Here is a 21,484-nt window from a genome sequence, read left to right as displayed (position 1 = left end):
GGGACCATGGGACGCGGCAAGCTTCGGATCTACCTCGGTGCGGCACCGGGCGTCGGCAAGACGTACGCGATGCTGTCCGAGGCGCACCGCCGTGTCGAGCGGGGCACCGACTGCGTCGTCGCGTTCGTGGAGCACCACGGCCGGCCCCGCACCGAGGTCATGCTCCACGGGCTGGAGCAGATCCGGCGCCAGGAGCTGGAGTACCGGGGAAGCCGTTTCACCGAGATGGACGTCGACGCCGTCCTCGCCCGGCACCCCCAGGTCGCCCTGGTCGACGAACTCGCCCACACCAACATCCCCGGCTCCCGCAACGCCAAGCGCTGGCAGGACGTGGAGGAGCTGCTGGCGGCCGGCATCGACGTCATATCGACCGTCAACATCCAGCACCTGGAGTCACTCGGGGACGTCGTCGAGTCCATCACCGGCGTACGGCAGCAGGAGACCGTCCCCGACGAGATGGTGCGCCGGGCCGACCAGATCGAACTGGTCGACATGTCGCCACAGGCGCTGCGGCGGCGCATGGCGCACGGCAACGTCTACCAGCCCGACAAGGTCGACGCGGCCCTGTCCAACTACTTCCGCCCCGGCAACCTCACGGCGCTCAGGGAGCTGGCGCTGCTGTGGGTGGCCGACCGGGTGGACGAGTATCTGAAGCAGTACCGCAGCGATCACCGGGTGTCGAAGATCTGGGGCTCCCGGGAACGGATCGTGGTCGGGCTGACCGGCGGCCCCGAGGGACGGACACTGATCCGCCGGGCCGCGCGGCTCGCGGAGAAGGGCGCCGGCGGTGAGGTGCTCGCCGTCTACATCTCTCGCAGCGACGGGCTGACGTCCGCCTCGCCCAAGGAGCTGGCCGTCCAGCGCACCCTGGTCGAAGATCTCGGCGGCACCTTCCACCACGTCGTCGGCGACGACATCCCGGCCGCGCTGCTGGCCTTCGCGCGCGGGGCGAACGCCACCCAGATAGTGCTCGGCTCCTCCCGCCGCAGAAGCTGGCAGTACGTCTTCGGACCCGGCGTCGGCGCCACGGTGGCCCGGGAGTCCGGTCCCGACCTCGACGTGCACATCGTCACCCACGAGGAGGTCGCCAAGGGGCGCGGGCTGCCCGTGACCAGGGGAGCACGCCTCGGCCGGTCCCGGATCCTCGCGGGCTGGCTCGTCGGCGTCGGCGGCCCGGCCCTGCTCACCCTGCTGCTGACCCACGTCGACGCCGAACTCGGGCTCGCGAACGACATGCTGCTGTTCCTGACCCTGACGGTGGCGGCCGCCCTGCTCGGCGGGCTCTATCCGGCGCTGGCCTCGGCGGCGGTCGGTTCAGCCCTGCTGAACTGGTTCTTCACCCCACCGCTGCACCGGGTCACGATCGCCGACCCCAAGAACCTGCTCGCCCTGGTGATCTTCGTCTTCGTGGCGGTCGCGGTGGCCTCCGTGGTGGACCTGGCGGCCCGCCGCACCCACCAGGCGGCCCGGCTGCGCGCCGAGTCGGAGATCCTCTCCTATCTCGCCGGGAACGTGCTGCGCGGCGAGACCGGCCTGGCGGACCTGCTGGAGCGGGTCCGGGAGACCTTCGGGATGGAGTCGGCGGCCCTGCTGGAGCGGGAGAGCGACGTCGACCCGTGGACCTGCGCGGGCAGCGTGGGTGTGGGAGCGGCGCCCATCCGGCCGGAGGACGCGGACGTGGACGTACCCGTCGGCGACCACATGGCCCTCGCGCTGACCGGCCGGGTGCTGCCCGCCGAGGACCGCCGGGTGCTCGCCGCCTTCGGTGCCCAGGCCGCCGTCGTCCTCGACCGCCAGCGCCTCCAGCGCGAGGCCGACCAGGCGAAGGAACTGGCCGAGGGCAACCGGATCCGGACGGCGCTGCTCGCCGCGGTGAGCCATGACCTGCGGACGCCCCTCGCGGGCATCAAGGCGGCGGTGTCCTCCCTGCGCTCCGACGACGTGGCGTGGTCGGAGGAGGACGAGGCCGAACTGCTGGAGGGCATCGAGGACGGCGCCGACCGGCTGGACCACCTCGTCGGCAACCTGCTCGACATGTCCCGCCTCCAGACCGGCACGGTCACCCCGCTGATCCGGCAGATCGACCTCGACGAGGTGGTGCCGATGGCGCTCGGCGGGGTGCCCGAGGACAGCGTGGAGCTGGACATCCCGGAGACGCTGCCGATGGTCGCCGTGGACCCGGGACTGCTGGAGCGGTCGGTGGCCAACCTGGTCGAGAACGCCGTCAAGTACAGCCCGGACGACCGCAGGGTCCTGGTGTCCGCCAGCGCCATCGCCGACCGGGTCGAGGTCCGGGTGGTCGACCGCGGGCCGGGCGTCCCGGACGAGGCCAAGGAGCGCATCTTCGCCCCCTTCCAGCGTTACGGCGACGCCCCGCGCGGGGCCGGAGTGGGCCTGGGCCTCGCGGTCGCGCGCGGCTTCGCCGAGGCGATGGGCGGCACCCTCAACGCCGAGGACACGCCAGGAGGCGGCCTCACCATGGTGCTCACCCTCCGGTCGGCGGGATCGCGTCCGGAGCTTCTCCAGGCGGAGGGCGCGAGTGGGCGCCCCGTGGAACTCGAAAGGCAGGTCACATGGTGAGCGCGGCTGGGGAGACCCCCCGGATCCCCACGAGGGTTCTGGTGATCGACGACGAGCCGCAGATCGTGCGCGCCCTCGTGATCAACCTCAGGGCCCGCAAGTACGAGGTCGACGCGGCCCACGACGGAGCCACCGCCCTCGAACTCGCCGCCACCCGCCACCCCGACGTGGTCGTCCTCGACCTCGGTCTGCCCGACATGGACGGCGTCGAGGTGATCCGCGGCCTGCGCGGCTGGACCCGGGTGCCGATCCTGGTGCTGTCGGCCCGGCACTCCTCCGACGAGAAGGTCGAGGCGCTGGACGCGGGCGCCGACGACTACGTCACCAAGCCGTTCGGCATGGACGAGCTGCTGGCCCGGCTGCGGGCCGCCGTCCGCCGGGCCGAGCCCACCGGGGGCGGCGAGGACGAGGTGCTGGTGGAGACCGACGAGTTCACCGTCGACCTCGCCGCGAAGAAGGTGAACCGCGGCGGCAAGGACGTACGGCTGACGCCCACCGAGTGGCATCTGCTGGAGGTGCTGGTGCGCAACACGGGACGGCTGGTCAGCCAGAGGCAGTTGTTGCAGGAGGTGTGGGGGCCGTCGTACGGGACGGAGACCAACTATCTGCGGGTGTACATGGCCCAGTTGCGCCGGAAGCTGGAGGCCGACCCATCGCACCCCAAGCACTTCCTGACGGAGCCGGGGATGGGCTACCGGTTCGAGAAATGAGCCCTCTCACCAGGGCGGGTTCGGGCCCCGGCACCAGGGGTACGTGAGTGGCGGTGCACCCCGGTAGGCTTCGAGTCATGAGTGCTGTTCCTCGTTCCGAGAAGTCGGTGGGCCGGTTCAGGCGCATGCTCGACCGGCTCTCCTCGTCGCAGGAGGACCTGGAGTCCGAGGAGCTGCGAGAGGACGCCGAGACCACTGGCTGCATCAAGATCGGTGACTGTCATGACCGACAGATCGTGACGGTTACTGGTACCTTGCGCACGGTCACCCTGCGGCCGCGTGCGGGAGTCCCGGCCCTTGAGGCCGAGCTGTTCGACGGCTCCGCCGCCCTGGACGTGGTGTGGCTCGGCAGGCGCTCCATAGTGGGCATAGAGCCCGGGCGCCGGCTGATCGCATCGGGCCGGATCTCCATGAGCCGGGGCCGCCGAGTGCTGTTCAACCCGAAATACGAACTGAGACCCCTCGGACGGGAGTAGCCGGTGACGTCGCTCGACAAGCCGACCGAAGACACCACCGCAGACGCCGAGCACGACTCCCGGGCGGTGACCGAGGCCGCGCTGTTCGAGGCCTTCGGCGGCCTGCGCGGCATGATCGAGACGGTGCTTCCCGGTCTGCTCTTCGTCACCATCTACACGATCAACAAGGACCTGCACATGTCGGCCATCGCGGCCCTTGCGGTGTCCTTGGTGCTCGTGGTCGTACGCCTGGTGATGCGGGACACCATCAAGCACGCCTTCAGCGGGGTCTTCGGTGTCGCCTTCGGTGTCGTCTTCGCGATGATGACGGGCAACGCGAAGGACTTCTATCTGCCCGGCATGCTCTACACCTTGGGTCTGGCGCTCGCGTACATCATCACGACGCTGTTCGGTGTGCCCCTCATCGGACTGATCCTCGGCCCGGTGTTCAAGGAGAACCTCTCCTGGCGCACCCGCAACCCCGGCCGCAAGAAGGCGTACGCGAAGGCCAGTTACGCCTGGGGCCTGATCCTGCTCGCCAAGTGCGCCATCCTCTTCCCGCTGTACTGGTGGGCGGACACCGCACAGCTCGGGTGGGTGCTCGTCGCCCTGAAGATCCCGCCGTTCCTGCTGGCCGTGTGGCTGACCTGGGTCTTCCTGGCGAAGGCGCCGGCCCCCATCGACGTGTTCGCGGAGATGGAGGCGGAGGAGCAGGCCGAGAAGGAACGCAAGGCGGCGCTGGCCGCCGAGGGCGGGGAGACCCCGGGCGCCCGGCACCGCCGGGACGGCTAGCTCTCCCCACAACCGGATCTGTCACGACGACGGAGGGCGCCCCGTACACGCGGGGCGCCCTCCGTCGTCGTGGGGTGTCTGCGCTCAGCGCTTGGTGTCCTCGCGCCGCACCGACAGCAGGTCCTCCAGCTGCTCCTCGCGGGCCTGCGCGGCCACGAAGAGGAGCTCGTCGCCCGCCTCCAGGGAGTCCTCGCGGGACGGCGTCAGGACGCGGGTGCCGCGGATGATCGTCACCAGCGAGGTGTCCTGCGGCCACTCCACGTCACCGACCTGGGTGCCGGCCAGCGCCGACTCCTCCGGCAGGGTCAGCTCCACGAGGTTGGCGTCGCCGTGGCTGAAGCGCAGCAGGCGGACCAGGTCGCCGACCGACACCGCCTCCTCGACCAGAGCGGACATCAGACGCGGGGTGGAGACGGCCACGTCCACGCCCCAGGACTCGTTGAAGAGCCACTCGTTCTTGGGGTTGTTGACGCGGGCGACGACGCGCGGGACGCCGTACTCCGTCTTCGCGAGCAGCGACACGACCAGGTTCACCTTGTCGTCACCCGTGGCCGCGATCACCACGTTGCAGCGCTGGAGCGCCGCCTCGTCCAGCGACGCGATCTCGCACGCGTCGGCCAGCAGCCACTCCGCCTGCGGGACCCGCTCGACCGAGATGGCGGTGGGCGCCTTGTCGATCAGCAGGATCTCGTGGCCGTTCTCCAGCAATTCGCCCGCGATGGAGCGACCCACCGCGCCGGCACCGGCAATGGCGACCCTCATCAGTGACCGCCCTCCTCTTCGGGACCCTTGGCGAAGGACGCCTCGACCTTGTCGACCTCGTCGGAGCGCATCATGACGTGCACCAGGTCGCCCTCCTGCAACACCGTCTGCGAGGTGGGCAGGATCGCCTCGCCGAGCCGGGTCAGGAACGCCACGCGGACGCCCGTCTCCTCCTGAAGCCTGCTGATCTTGTGCCCCACCCAGTCGGTGGACGTGTGCACCTCGGCGAGCTGGACGCCGCCGGTGGGATCCCGCCACAGCGGCTCCGCGCCCGAAGGCAGCATGCGGCGCAGCATCTGGTCGGCCGTCCAGCGGACCGTGGCGACGGTGGGGATGCCCAGGCGCTGGTAGACCTCGGCGCGGCGCGGGTCGTAGATCCGGGCCGCGACGTTCTCCACGCCGAACATCTCGCGGGCCACCCGCGCGGCGATGATGTTGGAGTTGTCGCCGCTGGAGACGGCGGCGAAGGCGCCCGCCTCCTCGATGCCGGCCTCGCGCAGGGTGTCCTGGTCGAAGCCGACGCCGGTGACGCGGCGGCCGCCGAACCCAGGGCCCAGCCGGCGGAACGCGGTGGGGTCCTGGTCGATCACCGCGACCGTGTGCCCTTGTTGCTCCAGGGTCTGGGCCAGAGCGGAGCCCACCCTTCCGCAACCCATGATGACGATGTGCACGGCGCTTACCCCGCACTCCTCGTGAGGCGTCTGACTTGCGTGAACGTGGTGCTCATAACCTTCTCTCGGTTCGCCTGGCAACGGTCGCGGGCCGGTCGCGGGCCGCCGGGCAACATCATGCCGGGGAATGGCCTGAATGATCCCTCGCGGTACGGACCGTGGCCGCGCGTGTGCCTCGGTCCACCGTAACCTTCGGCCCGCCGCGTTCCCCTCCGGGCCCTCAACGGCGGTTGAAGCTGCGGACGCCGGCGAGAGCCAGGACGCCGAGCCCGGCGAGCGAGACGAGGGCTCCGGCGAGCTGAGCGGCCGTCTGCGACATGGCGTCTCCCGGCTGTGACGAGCGTATCGACGCCGGTCATTTCAGGCATGCGCGGGCCGTCCGGCCCGGCGCCGGGCGCCGGTCCGGGACGGAATTCACCCCCGCGCCGTGCGCGATTTCACCCGGATGTGCTCCGCCCCAGGCCGGGGGCCTACGATTCTCTGTTGTGTCCAAACTGACCGACGTGCCCAAGCGGATTCTGATCGGGCGCGCACTGCGCAGTGATCGGCTGGCGGAAACGCTCCTGCCGAAGCGCATCGCGCTGCCCGTCTTCGCCTCCGACCCGCTGTCCTCCGTGGCGTACGCGCCCGGAGAAGTGCTGCTGGTCCTCTCCATCGCGGGCGTGTCGGCCTACCACTTCAGCCCCTGGATCGCGGTCGCCGTCGTCGTGCTGATGTTCACGGTGGTCGCCTCCTACCGGCAGAACGTGCACGCCTACCCGAGCGGCGGCGGCGACTACGAGGTCGCCACCACCAACCTCGGCCCCAAGGCGGGCCTGACGGTCGCGAGCGCCCTGCTCGTCGACTACGTCCTCACCGTCGCCGTGTCCATCTCCTCCGGCATCGAGAACCTCGGCTCCGCGGTCCCCTTCGTGGTCGAGCACAAGGTCGAGTGCGCGGCCGCGGTGATCCTGCTGCTGACCGTGATGAACCTGCGCGGCGTCCGGGAGTCCGGCAGCCTCTTCGCGATCCCGACCTACGTCTTCGTCGCGGGCGTCTTCATCATGATCGCGTGGGGCGCGTTCCGCGGGCTGGTCCTGGACGACACCATGCGGGCACCCACGGCGTCGTACGAGATCAAACCGGAGCACGAGGGACTCGCCGGGTTCGCGATGGTCTTCCTGCTGCTGCGCGCGTTCTCCTCCGGATGTGCCGCGCTCACCGGCGTCGAGGCGATCTCCAACGGCGTCCCCGCCTTCCGAAAGCCCAAGTCGAAGAACGCCGCGACCACGCTGGCGATGATGGGCCTGCTGGCCGTCACCATGTTCTGCGGCATCATCGGGCTCGCCATGGCGACCAAGGTCCGCATGGCCGAGAACCCGGCCGTCGACCTGATCAAGGACGGTGTCGCGGTCGGCTCCGGATACGTCCAGAACCCGGTGATCACGCAGGTCGCCGAGGCCGTCTTCGGCAAGGGCAGCTTCTTCTTCATCGTGCTCGCCGCGGCCACCGCGCTGGTGCTGTTCCTCGCGGCCAACACCGCCTACAACGGCTTCCCGGTGCTCGGTTCGATCCTCGCCCAGGACCGCTATCTGCCGCGCCAGCTGCACACCCGCGGCGACCGGCTCGCCTTCTCCAACGGCATCGTGCTGCTGGCGGGCGCCGCCGCGCTGCTGGTGTGGATCTACGGCGCCGACTCCACGCGCCTGATCCAGCTCTACATCGTCGGCGTGTTCGTGTCCTTCACGCTCAGCCAGATCGGCATGGTCCGCCACTGGAACCGCCTCCTGGCCACCGAGAAGGACCAGGCCAAGCGCCGCCACATGATCCGCTCCCGCGCGATCAACACCTTCGGCGCCTTCTTCACCGGCCTGGTGCTGGTCGTCGTCCTCGTCACCAAGTTCACCCACGGCGCCTGGGTCGCGCTGCTCGGCATGGTGATCTTCTACGTGACGATGACGGCCATCCGCCGCCACTACGACCATGTCTTCGAGGAACTCGCCGCCCCCGAGGGCCCGAGCGACGACAGCGTACGGCCCTCGCGCGTGCACTCCGTCGTCCTGGTCTCCAAGATCCACCGTCCCGCGCTGCGCGCCCTGGCCTACGCCAAGCTGCTGCGCTCGGACACCCTGGAGGCGCTCAGCGTCAACGTCGACCCGGCGGAGACCAAGGCGCTGCGCGAGGAGTGGGAGCGGCGCGGGATCGACGTACCGCTGAAGGTGCTCGACTCGCCGTACCGCGAGATCACGCGGCCGATCATCGAGTACGTGAAGAGCCTGCGCAAGGAGTCCCCGCGCGACGCGGTGTCCGTGATCATCCCCGAGTACGTCGTCGGCCACTGGTACGAGCACCTGCTGCACAACCAGAGCGCGCTGCGGCTCAAGGGCCGGCTGCTGTTCACGCCGGGCATCATGGTCACCTCCGTCCCCTACCAGCTCCAGTCGTCCGAGGTGGCGAAGGTCCGGGCCCGCCGGCGCCAGGAGTGGAACGCGCCCGGCGCGGTGCGGCGCGGGCCGGCCCAGGAGCGGGCGAAGGAGACCGAAGCCCGGAACTGACCGGGGCCGGAAGCCCGTAGACTGGTGGGCTGTTGTCAGGCCCCCAGGAGACCGCCGGTCCGGGGCCGTACCCCCTCTCGATCTGGAGTCACCCCACCATGCAGGCAGAACCGAAGAAGTCGCTGGTGGGGGAGGAGTACGAGGTCGAGATCGGCCCCGTCGCCCACGGCGGGCACTGCATCGCCCGCACCGACGCCGGCCAGGTCCTCTTCGTCCGGCACACGCTGCCCGGTGAGCGGGTGGTGGCCCGGGTGACGGAGGGCGAGGAGGGCGACCGCTTCCTGCGCGCGGACGCGGTCGAGGTGCTGTCGGCCTCCAAGGACCGCGTCGAGGCGCCCTGCCCCTTCGCCGGCCCCGGCCGCTGCGGCGGCTGCGACTGGCAGCACGCCAAGCCCGGGGCACAGCGCCGGATGAAGGGCGAGGTCGTCGCCGAGCAGCTCCAGCGGCTCGCCGGCCTCACGCCGGAGGACGTCGGCTGGGACGGCACGGTCATGCCGGCCGAGGGCGACAAGCTGCCCGCCGGACAGGTGCCGCAGTGGCGGACGCGGGTGCAGTACGCGGTGGACGATGAGGGGCGTGCGGGTCTGCGCCGGCACCGCTCGCACGAGGTCGAGCCGGTCGACCACTGCATGATCGCCGCGGAGGGGGTCAGCGAGCTGGGCGTCGAGAAGCGGGACTGGACGGGCATGGCGTCGGTCGAGGCGATCGCGGCGACCGGCTCGCAGGACCGACAGGTGATCCTGACGCCCTGGCCGGGCGCGCGGCTGCCGATCGTGGAGCTGGACCGGCCGGTGTCGGTGATGCGGGTCGGCGAGAAGGACGGCGGCGTCCATCGCGTCCACGGCCGCCCCTTCGTCCGCGAGCGCGCCGACGACCGCACCTACCGGGTCGGCAGCGGCGGCTTCTGGCAGGTCCACCCGAAGGCCGCGGACACCCTGGTGCGGGCGGTCATGCAGGGCCTGATGCCACGCAAGGGCGAGATGGCGCTCGACCTGTACTGCGGCGTCGGCCTCTTCGCCGGCGCCCTGGCCGACCGCCTCGGCGACAAGGGCGCGGTCCTCGGCATCGAGTCCGGCAAGCGCGCGGTGGAGGACGCCCGGCACAACCTGGCCGGCTTCGACCGCGTACGCATCGAGCAGGGCAAGGTCGACTCGGTGCTGCCGCGCACCGGCATCAGCGAGGTGGACCTGATCGTCCTGGACCCGCCGAGGGCCGGGGCGGGTCGGGCGACGGTGGCGCATCTGGCGTCACTCGGGGCGCGGCGCATCGCGTATGTGGCCTGCGATCCCGCGGCGTTGGCTCGGGATCTGGGGTACTTCCGGGATGGGGGGTATCGGGTGCGGGTGCTTCGGGCGTTCGATCTGTTTCCGATGACGCATCATGTGGAGTGTGTGGCGATCCTGGAGCCTGCCGAGAAAGGCGCCTGAGCTGCGGTTTTCGGGGTCCGTCATCTGCTCGACGCGTTCCCGGGCGTGCAACGTGTGAACGGTGGCGCTGCTCATCGCCAAACAGCTTGACCTGCGGTTTCCGCAGGGCCGACGCCCCCTTCGCCAGCAGCATCAGAGCATTCCTCGGACTGTCGACGCTCAAACGACGCACGTTCTGAAGCCCCATCACGTGGGCCCGGCCGCGTCCACAGACGCGGCCGGGCCGACCGTCGGTTCCGAGGGGGGACCGCCGCAGTGATGCGGCGGTCCCATCCGACGCTTCGCCGCCTACGCCAGGTGCTCGCGGAACCAGGCGAGGGCGGCGGTGCTCGCACGGTCGAACTGAGTGGTGTACGGGCCGAAGTGACCGCCCGGGACCAGCTGCAGCCGCTTGGGCTCCAGCGCGCGCTCGTAGGCCGCGAGCGCCAGATCGGTCGGGGTGAGGGTGTCATTGAGGGCGACCACCATCAGCAGCGGCGTGGGTGAAACCCGCGTGATCCAGATCCCGGGCTCGTACATGCGCGCCGCGCGGGTGGAACGGACCGTGACCTGGCTCTCCCACACGCCGTCGGGCTTGGGCTGCAGGTGGAAGTCGACAGCCTCCTGCGACCGGTAGGACGCCGGCACCGCCGGGTCACTGCTGACGATGGCCTGGGTGCGCGGAGCCTCGCCGCGCTGGGATCCGGCCGGTGCCGCACGCGGCCACGGTCCGCCGCCTGCTGCAACGCGTCGACGGCGACGACCTCGACGCGGCCATCGGCGCACATCTCCAGACCAGAACGACACCGTCGCAACTGTCCGAGCCGCCGCCGAAGTCGTCGTTGCGGGCGGTCGCGGTCGACGGCAAGACCCTGCGTGGCCCCCGCACTACCAAGGCCACCGCGATCCAGCTGCTGGATGCGATGGACCACCACGGCGTGGTCCTGGCGCAGCGGCAGGTCGCCTCCAAGAGCAACGAAATCCCCTCCTGCCAGCCCCTGCTGGACAACAAGGTTCCGGGCCACAGCTGACTATCCCCTGCGCGGGGGCACTGCCTTCGCCGAGCAGCTGGACGTCATGGTCGCGGTGGGTCGCGCTGCTGTGCGCGGATCACTTCCAGCAGGCGGAGGACTGCCGCATCGGCATCGGGACGGTATACGGCGAACACCATGGTCTCCAGGTATGGAGATGACCCTCGCACCGGAACAAAGGCGATCCCGGGGACGCCGAGGTCCCGAAGGCCTTCCGCCAGCAGACTCACGCACAGCCCGGAGGCGACGTAGCTGAGCAGGCCGCTGAGGTCGTCGGCCACGGCACGTCTGCGGGGAGTGAATCCTGCTTGACGGCAGGCGAGGTGGACCTGTTCGGCCAGGGCGGGAAGGGCCGTCACGTTCGGAAGAACGAAGTCTTGGTCGCGCAGATCCTTCAGCCCGATTTCGTCGGCCTCGGCCAGCGGGTGATCCTGCGGCAGAGCCGCGGTTAGTCGCTCGACGGCGAAGACCTCGTCGGCCAGATCGCCCGACAGGGCAGAGGTGTCGCGCACGTACCCCAGGTCCAGCGTGCCGGAGCGCACCTTCTCGGCGATGGCGACCGATGAGTCCTGGTGCAGGTGCACCCGCAGCCCGGGTATTTCCTCAGCCACCGTCCGCAGCAGTCTGGGCACGTAGAGGTGGCTGAGGATGGTCACGTACCCCACATGGATGTCCCCTTCCAGGCCGCTCGCAACACGTCGGACCCGCTCGATGGCAGCCTCCTGCGCATCGAGGAGCCGCCGCGCGTCCAGGACGAAGGCCGCACCCGCCGGAGTCGGACGAACACCTCCCGGGCCCCGCTCGAACAGCCGCACACCCAGACCGCGCTCCAGGCGCTGTATCGACTGGCTCAGCGGCGGCTGGCTCATGCCAAGACGCTCCGCTGCCCGCCCGAAATGCTTTTCGTCGGCCACGACCAGAAACTGTTCCAACAGGCGTTTGGTCAGAGAAATATCATTGAGCATATCGACCATTCCCTCATTATATATTGGACAGGATGGCGGGAATTGGTGTCGACTGGTCCGGAAATCGCAGCTCACCGAGCGGGAAACCGGTGACCTACGCGAACTCCTATCAAGGCAGGAAGATCAATATGAGCGACGTGCCCGAAATGGCGGCCCCCGTTCACATCATCGAGGAGACGCCGGCCCACTGGCGGGTCCTGTTCGACAACCCGCCCCTCAACGTGGTCGACCAGGCCGTGTTCGAGGGCCTGCAGGACCTGCTCGCACGGATGGACGCCGTCCAGGACCTTCGCGTCGTCGTCTTCGAAAGCGCGAACCCCGATTTCTACCTTGCCCACACCGACATGTCCGGGAAGTCAAGGAACTACACCAACAGCGGTGGTCCTTCCGGCATGAACATCATTACGGACACCCTCGTCCGCCTCACCAAGTCCCCCGTGGTCAGCATCGCGAAGATCCGCGGCCGCGTCCGCGGCCTGGGCAGTGAATTCGCCCTCGCCTGCGACATGCGCTTCGCCTCCCGCGAGAACGCCATCCTTGGTCAGCCCGAGGTCGGCGCGGGAGTCATCCCCGGGGCCGGCGGCACGGAGCGTCTTCCCCTGCTCGCCGGCCGAGGCCGCGCGCTGGAAATCATCCTCGGCGCGGACGACTTCGACGCCGACACCGCCGAACGCTATGGCTGGATCAACCGGTCCCTCCCGGACAGCGAACTGGACGGCTTCGTCGACACCCTCGCACGACGCCTCGCCTCCTTCGACCGGCGCCCGATCGAGGCGGCAAAGAACCTCGTCAACCAGGTCTCCCTGCCCTCCGTCGACAGACTCCTCGACGGCCGCAACGCCTTCCACGGCACCCTTGCCTGGCCCGAAACCCAACAGAGAGTCGCCGCCCTGTTCAAGCGCGGGATGCAGCAGGAGGGCGACCTGGAGAACCGATTCGGCGCACACCTCGCCGACCTGCTCGACGACTGAAGCAGGCGCGGGTGTTCAGCGGGCCGGGGTGACCTGACGGCCACTGTGGTCTCCAAGGTGATGGGCCGGCAGACCTCACCGATTTCGGCCCGCACGGGCACTGCCACCTGGATGGCCGTGCCCATGCGCGTGCACATCGCCGTCCAGGAGTCCCCGTCGTCGCGTACTTGCTACTGCAGCCGTGCGGCTCGAACCCGCGATCACCCGCGAACACGCCACCACAGCGGCCGCCCGTCGAGACCTCGCTCATGATTGCCCGGACAGGTCCTGAGCTCGCGGGTTGAGGTATCAGGTCGCCAGCTGGGGCGTGCGTCAGACATCTGACGCTCGCCTTCCACCGTGACGCTCGTTTGACGCTCGGGGGTTTCGGCGCGGGGCTGGCAGCTGCCAAACGTCCCCTGACCTGCATGTTTATCCCCTGGCTTCGGATGCACATCATCCCGATGACTCATCATGTGGAGTGTGTGGCGATTCTGGAGCCTGCGGCCAAGGGTGACTGACCTGGGGACCCGGCGACCCGATGACCACGGGGTCGCCGGTGGCGGCGCGTCGTCGACTACGCAGCCGTCACGCGTGTGGATGCCGGTGCCCGGGCCGGGTGCTGGCCGCCGCGGCCGGCGACGCCGTGCCCTGGTCAGCATGGTGATCGCGCTCCACACGCTCCGGCAGCTCGTCCGAAGGACATCGCTGGTCACAGTGGGCTGGTCCAGTCCGCATCGGATCGGGTCAGGGTGAGGGCGGCGACCGTACCGGCCACGAGCAGGACGAAGGCCAGCAGCAGCGGCAGGGCCGGGCTGCCGTGGAGGACCGATACGGCGCCGATGAGGCCGCCGACGAACATCGCCGTCGTCGAGAGGGCGCGGCGGCCGATTTTGCCTCCTCTGCCTCCGGCGACTTTGCTGTCGGAGGCCATGCCGGTGATGGTCAGGGTGAGGACGGTCGTGGTCAGGTCTGGTACGGCGAGCGCGCGAGCGGTCGCGTTCTGGACGCCCATGGCTATGCCCAGAAGCGCGATGAGCGCGTAGCGGGTCCCCGCTCCGTATGCCGGGCCGGCGAGTTGGGCGGTGACGTAGGCCGCCAGGACGAGGATCGTCTCCTGGGCTAGCGCCAGGTGCAGGACGAGTCCGCGGTGGGCTCGGGCTCTGTGCGCGATACGGCCGCCCAGGACGGCGCCTGCCGCGAAAGCGGCCAGCGCGGCCAGTGAGGCGGTCAGGGAGAAGCCCGCTGCGCCGGCGATCGCGAAGCCGGAGAAGACCACGTTGCCTGTCATGTTAGCGACGAAGACGTGGCCGAGGACCAGGTAGCTGAACGCGTCGACCAGGCCGGTGACCATGGTGAGCGCGAGCATCAGCGGGGGCAGCGGGCCGTGCCGGTCCGCCGGATCGGGGACCACGGTCGTCCACGCGTCACGAAGTACAGGGTGCATCGGCGGTCGGCTTTCACATCAGGGCCAGGGCCAGGGCTGGACGGCATACCCAGCGTGGTGCCGACCCGGCCGTGCAGTCCAACATATGGATCTGCGCTCAGCGATCGCTCAGACCGATTGATGTTTGCTCGTAGCTTCCCAGCACGTCGAGGAACGCGGCTGCGGCTGGTGCCAAGCGGGTGCCGTCGTACACCACGCAGGTGTGGTGTACGGCCTCGCGGTCGGCCAGGCGCAGCATCCGGGCACCGTGGGGCAGGTCGTCGGCGGCTTCGAGGCCCAACAGGGAGCCGGGGCCGACGACGGAGGAACGGGGGACGACGGTGACGCCGACCCCTCGCGAGGCCAGCCGGACCATGTCGTGGATCTGGCCGACTTCGAAGTGCCGGCCCGCTGTCGCGCCCGCGCGGGTGAAGGCGGCCTCGACCTGGTGGCGCAGGCCGCTGCCCTGCGAGAACTGGATCAACGGGTGACTCTCCGGCAGGTCCGCCAGGCTGATGGTCGTCCGGTCCGCCAGCAGATGATCGCGTGGGACCAGCAGCACGAGGGGGTCGCTGCCCAGCGCCCGGTGGTCCAGTCCTGGGGGCACGTGCCGGGAACCGAGGCCGACCACGGCGATGTCAAGGGCGCCGCTGATGACCGCGGCGGCCATCGCCGAGCTGGGTGCGTTGGTCACATGCAGGTCGATGCCGGGATGACGGGCGCGGTACTCGGCCAGCACCTCGACCATGTCGAAGGAAACGGTCATTGCCTGCACCAGGCCCAGCCGCAGTCGGCCCCGGCGCAGACCCGCCAGCGCGTCGAGGGCGGCCTGGGCGTTGTCGACGTCGGCCAGGAGGCGCCGGGCCATGGGCTCCAGCAGTTCACCGGCGGCGGTCAGCCGGACCGACCTGCTCGTGCGGCTGAACAGAGGGACGCCCACGTCCTTCTCCAGCCGGGCGATCTGCTGGCTGAGCGCCGACTGCGCCACGTAGCAACGCGCCGCGGCCTGCGTGAAGTTGCGGGACTCGGCGACTGCGAGGAAGTACTTCAGATGCCGCAGTTCCATGGCTGTCAATCTGTCTCAGCGATGGATCACGGTCAACTGATGTGTCTGAGCGGTTCAGCGGTGCATGAGGTGCAGCGGAACGTGGGGCAGGCCCGCACCGCCGTGGCGGTACGGGCCTGCGGGCCGGATGTGTCAGAGCTGGTCGTGTGCCGCGGCACTGGGAACGGGTTGCCGTGGGTCGGAAGCCGGGGGCGGTGTGGGCCGGGCGAGTTTCTCCCCTTCGATGTCGACGTCCGGCAGGATGCGGTCGATCCACGCGGGCAGGGACCAGGCGCGTTCGCCGAGGAGGGCGAGGACCGCGGGCACGATGGTCAGGCGCACGACGAAGGCGTCGAAGACGACCGCGGCCGCGAGAGTGAAGCCAAGGCCCTTGAGGATGGCGTCGTTGGCGCCGATGAAGCCGGCGAACACCGAGACCATGATGAGCGCGGCGGCGGTGACGACGGTGGCGTTCTGCCTGAAGCCCACCGCGACCGCCTTGCGGGCGTCGGCGCCGTGGACGTACGCCTCGCGCATGCGGGTCACCAGGAACACCTGGTAGTCCATGGCGAGACCGAAGACGATGCCGACCATCAGGATGGGCATCAGGCTCATGATCGGGCCGGGCTGCTCCAGGCCGACCAGATCCTTCAACCAGCCCCACTGGAAGATCGCGACGAGTGCGCCCATGGCCGCGAGCACGGACAGCAGGAAGCCGAGGGCCGCCGTGACGGGGACGAGGATCGAACGGAAGACCAGGATCAGCACGAGGAAGGCCAGGCCGACGACGACGGCCAGGTAGGGCACGATCGCCGCGGAGAACTTGGCGGCGATGTCGATGTTGACCGCGGTGGTGCCCGTCACCATGGAGCGTGCGCCGGTGTCCGCCCAGACGTCATGGCCCAGCTCGCGGATGTCGTGGACCAGGTCCTTGGTGACCTCGCTGCTCGGTCCGCTCTTGGGGACGACGGCGATGATCGCGGTGTCGCCGGCCTGGTTGAACACCGCTGGGGCCACCGAGGCCACGTCGGACAGGCCGGGGAGGGACGCGGTCATCTTCTCCGCGCCGCTGTGCGCGACGGCGGGGTCCTTGTCGTCGACGGTCACGGTGAGGGGGCCGTTGAAGCCCGGCCCGAAGGACTGCGACAGCATGTCGTAGGCCTTGCGCTGGGTGGACGAGGTGGGCTGGGAGCCATCGTCCGGCAGGCCGAGTTGCAGCTTCGAGGCCGGCAGGGCGATCACGCCGAGGCCGACCACGGCCAGGATCAGGACCTGGGCCGGCTTGCGGAGAATGCCGGAGATCCAGCGCTGTTGCAGACCGGGCCCGCCTTGCCGTCGGCCGGGCACCGCTGCACTGATCAGCCGCTGTACGAGCCCTGCCCTGACCGGGGTGGTCGAATCGGCTTGGGAAGCGGGGCGCTTGGCTGTCTTGGCGTGGATACGTCCGCCGAAGAAGCCAAGGAGCGCGGGGATCAGGGTGGTGGCGACCAGGACCGCGACCGCCACCGCGAAGGCCGCGCCCTGGCCCATCGCGGTCAGGGTGGACAGGTTCACCACCGCCAGGCCCAACAGCGCGATGATCACCGTCAGCCCGGCGAAAACCACGGCGGACCCCGCCGTGCCGTTGGCACGGGCGGCGGCCTCCTGCGGATCGTGGCCCTCGGCGCGCTCCGAGCGGTAGCGGGAGACGATGAACAGCGCGTAGTCGACGCCGACGGCGATCCCCAGCATGCTGCACAGCCCCGAGGTGCTGCTGGGCAGGTCGAGCGGGCCGCTGAGCGCGGAGATGCCGGCCAGGCTGATGCCCACCCCGATCAGCGCGGTCACCAGGGGCAGGCCGGCCGCGAGCAGCGAACCGAAGGTCAGGAACAGGATGACGGCGGCCAGTACGAAGCCGATCACCTCGGACGACATGCCCTCCCCGGGGGGAGCCAGCGCGTTGCCGGACGCCTCCACCGTCAGGCCCCGGTCCCGGCCCGACTCCATGGCCCGGTCCAGGCCGGTGTGGTCGCGGGAGGTGAGGTCCTTGTTCTCGACGCTGTAGTTGACTTGCGCGTACGCGGTGGTTCCGTCCGGGCTGACGGTCTTGGCGGTGAAGGGGTCACTGACCTGGGCGACGTGTGAGGAGGAGTCCTTGATGTCGGCCAGGGTCGCCTGGAGCGCCTTCTTGTTCCCGGCGCTGTCGATCTTCTCCCCGTGAGGGGCTCGTACGACGACGCGGGCGGTGGCGCCTTCGGGACCGGCGGCGGCCGGGAACTTCTGCTTCAGCAGGTCGTTGGCGCGCATGGCCTCGGTGCCGGGAATCGAGACGCTCGTGTCGGAGGGGCCCGAACTGTTGGCGGCGCCGATGCCCACGACGCCCAGGACTAGCGCCCACAGGAGGACGACCAGCCAGCGCCGTCGGAAGGCGGACCGGCCGATTCGGTAGAGAAAAGTGGCCATGGTGGTGCGGTGACTCTCTGTGTGTCGGGACGAAGGGGATGCGAAGGACAGGAGCAAGGGGTCGGCGCTACTGGCGAGCCGGCGGGAGGTCGTCGAGCAAGGCGGTGCAGCCGCCGTCGACGAGGAGATCGGCTCCGGTGATGAACCCGGCCGTCGCGCCGAGCAGGAATTCCGCGGCGGCGGCGATGTCCTCCGGCGTGCCGAGCCGCGGCACCGGGGACGTGCCGAGCACGGTGCGCATGGCCGCGCCGTGCGGGCCGGCGAGTTCGGCCTGGCCCCTCGGGGTGGCGATGACACCGGGGCTGATGCTGTTGATCCGGGCCCCGCGCTCGCCCCAGGACCGGGCCGCTTCCCGGACGCGCAGACGGTTGGCGTGCTGTGCGAAGCCGTACGCCTGTCCCGGGCCGGCGAAGTTCCTCTCCCGCAGCACCGGCAGCGACGGCAGCTCTCGTGCGGGGTTCCGGCGCAGTTGCCGTCGCTCCTCGGCGGTGAGCGGGCGGTCGCAGTAGTGGCCGGCGCCGCCAGCGACGACCACTCCGGCCCCGCCGGGTGCCACGACCTGCCCGAACTCCTCGACGACGAGGGCCACACCGACCAGGTCCACGGCCAGAATGGCGGAGACGTCGGCCTGCGCCGGGGACAGACCGGCCGTGTGCACGACGTGGGTGACCGGGCCGAGCCCCGCTGCCCTCCGGGCCAGAGCGGTGACGGAGGCCGGGCTGGAGACGTCGACCTTCTGGGCGCTGACCTGGTAGCCGGCCCGCTCCAGCCGCGTCCCGGCCGCGAGCAGGCACTCCCCGTCCTCGTCGGCGATCAGGACGGGCCGTCCGGTGCCCATTCTGCGGGCGACGGCCTGGCCCATGCCGCCGGCTCCGATGGCGACCAGTACACCGTGATGCATGACAAATCCCGGTTCGTCGAATGGATGTCTGTGTCCGATGGACGTCTGTGTCCGATGGATGTCTGTGTCCGGCAGCCCGGCGGGTGCGTGCCCGTCGACGCGCGGGGCGCGGTCGGGTGCGGATGAGGACGTTCTGGCCGGCGGCCGGACCTCGGGGGATGGTGCCGACCGCCGTGTTCACCATGGTTCCGCCGGGGCCGGACGCATCGCGTCAGCCGCTGGTATCCGACGTCCGGCTCCGTGTCGGTCATTCGGCCGACACCTCTGTAGGCATTCACTCCTACGCTGAGCAGCGTGAACTGGAACCTGCCGCGCGTCCCGGTCGGCCGTCGGCTGATCACGGTCAGCGGGCTGGTCGCGTTCACTCTCACCTGGGGCGTGGACCTCGCAGCCTTCGTGACCAGTCCCGCGCCCTTCGGGACCCCGGCCGGCTGGCTGCCCGTGCTCGTCACCGGTCCGGTGGCCGCCCTGGCCGCCATCGGCCTGCCCCGGTCCGTGGAGCTGAGCAGGCGGGTGGCCGTCGTCGTCACGCTCTCCCTCGGGGTGACCGTGTGGAGCCTGGTCGCGCCGCCCGAGCCGCTGTGGTGGGGGGCCCTGGAGACGTGCGGGCTGCTCTTCCTCGCCGTCCGTACCGCGGCCGACATCCGGCGGCCGGCGGCCGCGGTCGCCTGCACCGTCGCCCTCGGTGTGACGATCCTGCTGCTGCCGTTGCGCGCCGGTTCGCTGGGAGCCTTCGTCGTGGGCGGCTACATCCTCACCGTCGCCCTGGCCATCTGCGTCGCCATCGGCTGCGCGCTGCGGTCCCTGGAAGCACGCAGGGAGCGTGCCGTACGCGATGTCCGCCAGGCCGAGCGCCTTGCCCTGGCGAGGGACCTGCACGACCTGATCGCCCACCACATGACCGGGATCATCGTCCAGGCCAACGCGGCCCTGACCATCCAGACCACGGCGCCCGGCCAAGTGGCGCCCATCCTCCGCAACATCGCGCAGTCCGGCACCCAGACCCTGGACTCGATGCGCCGTCTGGTGCGCGTTCTGCGAGAGGACAACCACACCGCCCTGCGCAGCGGTGACCTGCTCACCGAACTCGCCGACCTCGTCTCCACGCACTCCGCCGCCGGCGGTGACGACACCCCGTCCCGGCTCGACATCACCGCGGCGGCCAGGACGGCCCGCCTCAGTCCCGAGGTCGAGATCTCCGTGCAGCGCCTGGTGCAGGAAGCCCTCACCAACGTCCGCCGCCACGCGCCCGGTGCCACGACCACCGTGCGCCTGGACACGGACAGCACCGGATTGCTGGTGACCGTCAGCAACACCACGCCCGCACGCCATGCCGCCGCGCCCGCCGGTGGTCGTGGTGGCTTCGGGCTGCTGGGCGTGCGCGAACGCGTCGAAGCGCTCGACGGCACCTTCCGCGCGGGCCCCGTCACCCACGGCGGCTGGGAGGTACGGGCCGTCTTCCCCCTGGCAACTGCGGTCGGCCCTACCGCGAGCGGCGATCAGCCGTTGCGTTGAAGCGCCGGGTCCACCTCACCTGGGCGGGCGCACCGCGCCGTGCTCCCAGGCCCACGCCGCGACCTCCACCCGGTTACGGGCGTCGAGCTTGGCCTGGATGCGCGCCAGATACGTCTTCACGGTCGACAGCGACAGGAACAGCTCGTCGCAGATCTCCCTGTTGGTACGCCCCACCGCCACCAACCGCACGATGTCCCGCTCGCGTTCGCTGAGCCCGGCCGTCGCCGCACTCCCGGACGCGTCCGCGCGTTCCGTCTCCTCCATCCCCCGCAACAGGCGCACGGTGACCGCCGGTGACACCAGCGCGTCCCCGCGGGCCGCCGCCTGCACCGCCTCCACCAGCAGGCCCGGGGAGGCGTCCTTCAGCAGGAACCCGCACGCCCCGTTGCGCAGCCCGGTCCGCACGTAGTCGTCCTGGTCGAACGTGGTGATCAACACGACGTTCAACGGGTCGGCCACACCCGGCCCGGCCAACTGCCGCACCACTTCCAGACCATCCAGCCGTGGCATGCGGATATCGGCGAGCACCACCTGCGGACGCAGCCGACGGGCCAGCTCGATGCATTCGACCCCGTCGGCCGCCTCGCCCACCACGGCGATGCCGGGCTGCGCTCCCAGGATCAAACTGAAACCGGCCCGCACCAACGGCTGATCGTCAGCGATCACCACGTCGATATGCGTCTCTGCCACGATCCGTTCCTACCACGTCGATCCGTTGCCCATGGCCCGCATCCATGCCGTCGGCCGCCCGCTGTACGTGACATCGTCAAGGACATCGTTCACCGCGTTTGACCACGGAGAAGTCGACGGGTGTGGTCGCTTCGTACCGGCCGGGTGCGGGGGTCTGGCGGCAGACTCTCCAGTTCTTCTGGAGGAACGGGATCCGGTGCTTGCCCAGCGCGTCGTGGGTCACGACGGTCGCGAACCCGGCCTGTCGGGCGGCGCTCTGCGCGACGTCCAGTGTCCGCCCCGTCGAGTCCGACAGTACGGCGGTCTGCTTCCTGCCCTGTGCGGACAGGGCCAGGAGGGCCGCGACGACCAGAACGGTGAGGACCGTCCCCTTCTTCATGACACGCTCCCCGAGTCTGGCTCGCCGGACGGACACCTCCGCCGTGATCACCATGGTGGCGACGAGCCGGGAGCCGCAGCGTCGCCCCTGCGCACGAGTTTCACCTGCTGCTGTCGGCCGTTCGACCGACAGCGACCAGCGCGACTACGTCCCCCAACTGGGCCACTGATGATCGGCCCACCGGGTGCGGAAGTCCTCGTCCTGCACCGCCAGTTCACCGACCAGCACGC

At 70.2% G+C, this 21,484-nt stretch carries 19 protein-coding genes; 9 read left to right on the top strand and 10 right to left on the bottom strand.

The features are described from left to right. Positions 1–6: 6 nt before the first annotated feature. The 4 genes from ACIQWG_RS33335 (at position 7) to ACIQWG_RS33320 (ending at position 4,537) form a co-directional block, all read left to right on the top strand. Positions 7–2,580, top strand: coding sequence for a DUF4118 domain-containing protein (locus ACIQWG_RS33335; protein WP_404102446.1), 2,574 nt, complete (start codon positions 7–9; stop codon positions 2,578–2,580). Then, a complete protein-coding gene (locus tag ACIQWG_RS33330) occupies positions 2,574–3,290 on the top strand; it encodes a response regulator (RefSeq protein WP_404102444.1) in 717 nt (238 codons plus the stop codon). Before ACIQWG_RS33335 ends, ACIQWG_RS33330 begins: the two co-directional genes overlap by 7 nt. Before the next feature lie 77 nt (positions 3,291–3,367). Continuing rightward, positions 3,368–3,766 (top strand): OB-fold nucleic acid binding domain-containing protein, encoded by a 399-nt coding sequence (locus ACIQWG_RS33325; RefSeq protein ID WP_351186738.1) that lies wholly within the window; start codon positions 3,368–3,370, stop codon positions 3,764–3,766. 3 nt (positions 3,767–3,769) lie between these two features. Then, positions 3,770–4,537 (top strand): DUF3159 domain-containing protein, encoded by a 768-nt coding sequence (locus tag ACIQWG_RS33320; RefSeq protein ID WP_404102442.1) that lies wholly within the window; start codon positions 3,770–3,772, stop codon positions 4,535–4,537. Positions 4,538–4,621: 84 nt separating this feature from the next. Here the strand turns inward: ACIQWG_RS33320 and ACIQWG_RS33315 are convergent, their stop codons facing one another. Further along, positions 4,622–5,299 (bottom strand): potassium channel family protein, encoded by a 678-nt coding sequence (locus ACIQWG_RS33315; protein ID WP_404102440.1) that lies wholly within the window; start codon positions 5,297–5,299, stop codon positions 4,622–4,624. Continuing rightward, positions 5,299–5,970: a potassium channel family protein gene (locus ACIQWG_RS33310; RefSeq protein ID WP_404102438.1), complete on the bottom strand. Its 672-nt coding sequence runs from the start codon at positions 5,968–5,970 to the stop codon at positions 5,299–5,301. Before ACIQWG_RS33310 ends, ACIQWG_RS33315 begins: the two co-directional genes overlap by 1 nt. A 485-nt stretch (positions 5,971–6,455) precedes the next feature. Between ACIQWG_RS33310 and ACIQWG_RS33305 the strand changes: the two genes are divergently transcribed. After that, positions 6,456–8,504 carry an APC family permease gene (locus ACIQWG_RS33305; RefSeq protein ID WP_404102436.1) on the top strand — a complete coding sequence of 683 codons (2,049 nt, stop codon included), beginning with the start codon at positions 6,456–6,458 and terminating at the stop codon, positions 8,502–8,504. A gap of 98 nt (positions 8,505–8,602) precedes the next feature. Next, positions 8,603–9,931 carry a class I SAM-dependent RNA methyltransferase gene (locus ACIQWG_RS33300; protein ID WP_404102434.1) on the top strand — a complete coding sequence of 443 codons (1,329 nt, stop codon included), beginning with the start codon at positions 8,603–8,605 and terminating at the stop codon, positions 9,929–9,931. A 288-nt stretch (positions 9,932–10,219) separates the two neighbouring features. Here the strand turns inward: ACIQWG_RS33300 and ACIQWG_RS33295 are convergent, their stop codons facing one another. Further along, entirely contained in the window at positions 10,220–10,558 is a 339-nt protein-coding gene (locus tag ACIQWG_RS33295) for a hypothetical protein (protein ID WP_404102432.1), read from the bottom strand. A 62-nt stretch (positions 10,559–10,620) separates the two neighbouring features. Here ACIQWG_RS33295 and ACIQWG_RS33290 point away from each other — a divergent pair, with 62 nt between their 5' ends. Then, positions 10,621–10,941 (top strand): hypothetical protein, encoded by a 321-nt coding sequence (locus tag ACIQWG_RS33290; RefSeq protein WP_404102431.1) that lies wholly within the window; start codon positions 10,621–10,623, stop codon positions 10,939–10,941. Positions 10,942–10,985: 44 nt separating this feature from the next. Here the strand turns inward: ACIQWG_RS33290 and ACIQWG_RS33285 are convergent, their stop codons facing one another. After that, complete coding sequence (locus ACIQWG_RS33285; protein WP_404102429.1) at positions 10,986–11,915, bottom strand: LysR substrate-binding domain-containing protein; 930 nt, start codon at positions 11,913–11,915, stop codon at positions 10,986–10,988. 119 nt (positions 11,916–12,034) lie between these two features. Here ACIQWG_RS33285 and ACIQWG_RS33280 point away from each other — a divergent pair, with 119 nt between their 5' ends. Beyond that, positions 12,035–12,877, top strand: coding sequence for an enoyl-CoA hydratase/isomerase family protein (locus tag ACIQWG_RS33280; protein ID WP_404102428.1), 843 nt, complete (start codon positions 12,035–12,037; stop codon positions 12,875–12,877). A gap of 691 nt (positions 12,878–13,568) precedes the next feature. Here ACIQWG_RS33280 and ACIQWG_RS33275 read toward each other — a convergent pair. From ACIQWG_RS33275 to ACIQWG_RS33260, 4 genes are all read right to left on the bottom strand, one after another. Continuing rightward, positions 13,569–14,303 carry a YoaK family protein gene (locus tag ACIQWG_RS33275; RefSeq protein WP_404102427.1) on the bottom strand — a complete coding sequence of 245 codons (735 nt, stop codon included), beginning with the start codon at positions 14,301–14,303 and terminating at the stop codon, positions 13,569–13,571. A gap of 97 nt (positions 14,304–14,400) precedes the next feature. Beyond that, on the bottom strand, positions 14,401–15,348 hold the full coding sequence (locus ACIQWG_RS33270) for a LysR family transcriptional regulator (protein WP_404102425.1): 948 nt from the start codon (positions 15,346–15,348) through the stop codon (positions 14,401–14,403). Positions 15,349–15,480: 132 nt separating this feature from the next. Beyond that, on the bottom strand, positions 15,481–17,769 hold the full coding sequence (locus ACIQWG_RS33265; RefSeq protein ID WP_404102423.1) for an MMPL family transporter: 2,289 nt from the start codon (positions 17,767–17,769) through the stop codon (positions 15,481–15,483). A 67-nt stretch (positions 17,770–17,836) separates the two neighbouring features. Beyond that, a complete protein-coding gene (locus tag ACIQWG_RS33260) occupies positions 17,837–18,670 on the bottom strand; it encodes an SDR family oxidoreductase (RefSeq protein ID WP_404102421.1) in 834 nt (277 codons plus the stop codon). 294 nt (positions 18,671–18,964) lie between these two features. Between ACIQWG_RS33260 and ACIQWG_RS33255 the strand changes: the two genes are divergently transcribed. Then, entirely contained in the window at positions 18,965–20,185 is a 1,221-nt protein-coding gene (locus ACIQWG_RS33255) for a sensor histidine kinase (protein WP_404102419.1), read from the top strand. Positions 20,186–20,200: 15 nt separating this feature from the next. Here the strand turns inward: ACIQWG_RS33255 and ACIQWG_RS33250 are convergent, their stop codons facing one another. Beyond that, complete coding sequence (locus tag ACIQWG_RS33250; RefSeq protein WP_404102417.1) at positions 20,201–20,875, bottom strand: response regulator; 675 nt, start codon at positions 20,873–20,875, stop codon at positions 20,201–20,203. A 76-nt stretch (positions 20,876–20,951) separates the two neighbouring features. Beyond that, complete coding sequence (locus ACIQWG_RS33245) at positions 20,952–21,254, bottom strand: hypothetical protein (protein WP_404102415.1); 303 nt, start codon at positions 21,252–21,254, stop codon at positions 20,952–20,954. Positions 21,255–21,484 lie beyond the last annotated feature (230 nt).

The organism is Streptomyces sp. NPDC098781 (assembly GCF_044759995.1).
Classification (GTDB): Bacteria; Actinomycetota; Actinomycetes; order Streptomycetales; family Streptomycetaceae; genus Streptomyces.
This window is presented reverse-complemented; position numbering and strand designations above follow the sequence as displayed.

Coding starts and splice junctions, on each gene's coding strand:
- ACIQWG_RS33275 (WP_404102427.1), bottom strand. CDS start 14,303: ATGCACCCTGTACTTCGTGACGCGTGGACGACCGTGGTCCCCGATCCG.
- ACIQWG_RS33260 (WP_404102421.1), bottom strand. CDS start 18,670: ATGCATCACGGTGTACTGGTCGCCATCGGAGCCGGCGGCATGGGCCAG.
- ACIQWG_RS33325 (WP_351186738.1), top strand. CDS start 3,368: ATGAGTGCTGTTCCTCGTTCCGAGAAGTCGGTGGGCCGGTTCAGGCGC.
- ACIQWG_RS33270 (WP_404102425.1), bottom strand. CDS start 15,348: ATGGAACTGCGGCATCTGAAGTACTTCCTCGCAGTCGCCGAGTCCCGC.
- ACIQWG_RS33280 (WP_404102428.1), top strand. CDS start 12,035: ATGAGCGACGTGCCCGAAATGGCGGCCCCCGTTCACATCATCGAGGAG.
- ACIQWG_RS33330 (WP_404102444.1), top strand. CDS start 2,574: ATGGTGAGCGCGGCTGGGGAGACCCCCCGGATCCCCACGAGGGTTCTG.
- ACIQWG_RS33335 (WP_404102446.1), top strand. CDS start 7: ATGGGACGCGGCAAGCTTCGGATCTACCTCGGTGCGGCACCGGGCGTC.
- ACIQWG_RS33245 (WP_404102415.1), bottom strand. CDS start 21,254: ATGAAGAAGGGGACGGTCCTCACCGTTCTGGTCGTCGCGGCCCTCCTG.
- ACIQWG_RS33265 (WP_404102423.1), bottom strand. CDS start 17,769: ATGGCCACTTTTCTCTACCGAATCGGCCGGTCCGCCTTCCGACGGCGC.
- ACIQWG_RS33315 (WP_404102440.1), bottom strand. CDS start 5,299: ATGAGGGTCGCCATTGCCGGTGCCGGCGCGGTGGGTCGCTCCATCGCG.
- ACIQWG_RS33300 (WP_404102434.1), top strand. CDS start 8,603: ATGCAGGCAGAACCGAAGAAGTCGCTGGTGGGGGAGGAGTACGAGGTC.
- ACIQWG_RS33285 (WP_404102429.1), bottom strand. CDS start 11,915: ATGGTCGATATGCTCAATGATATTTCTCTGACCAAACGCCTGTTGGAA.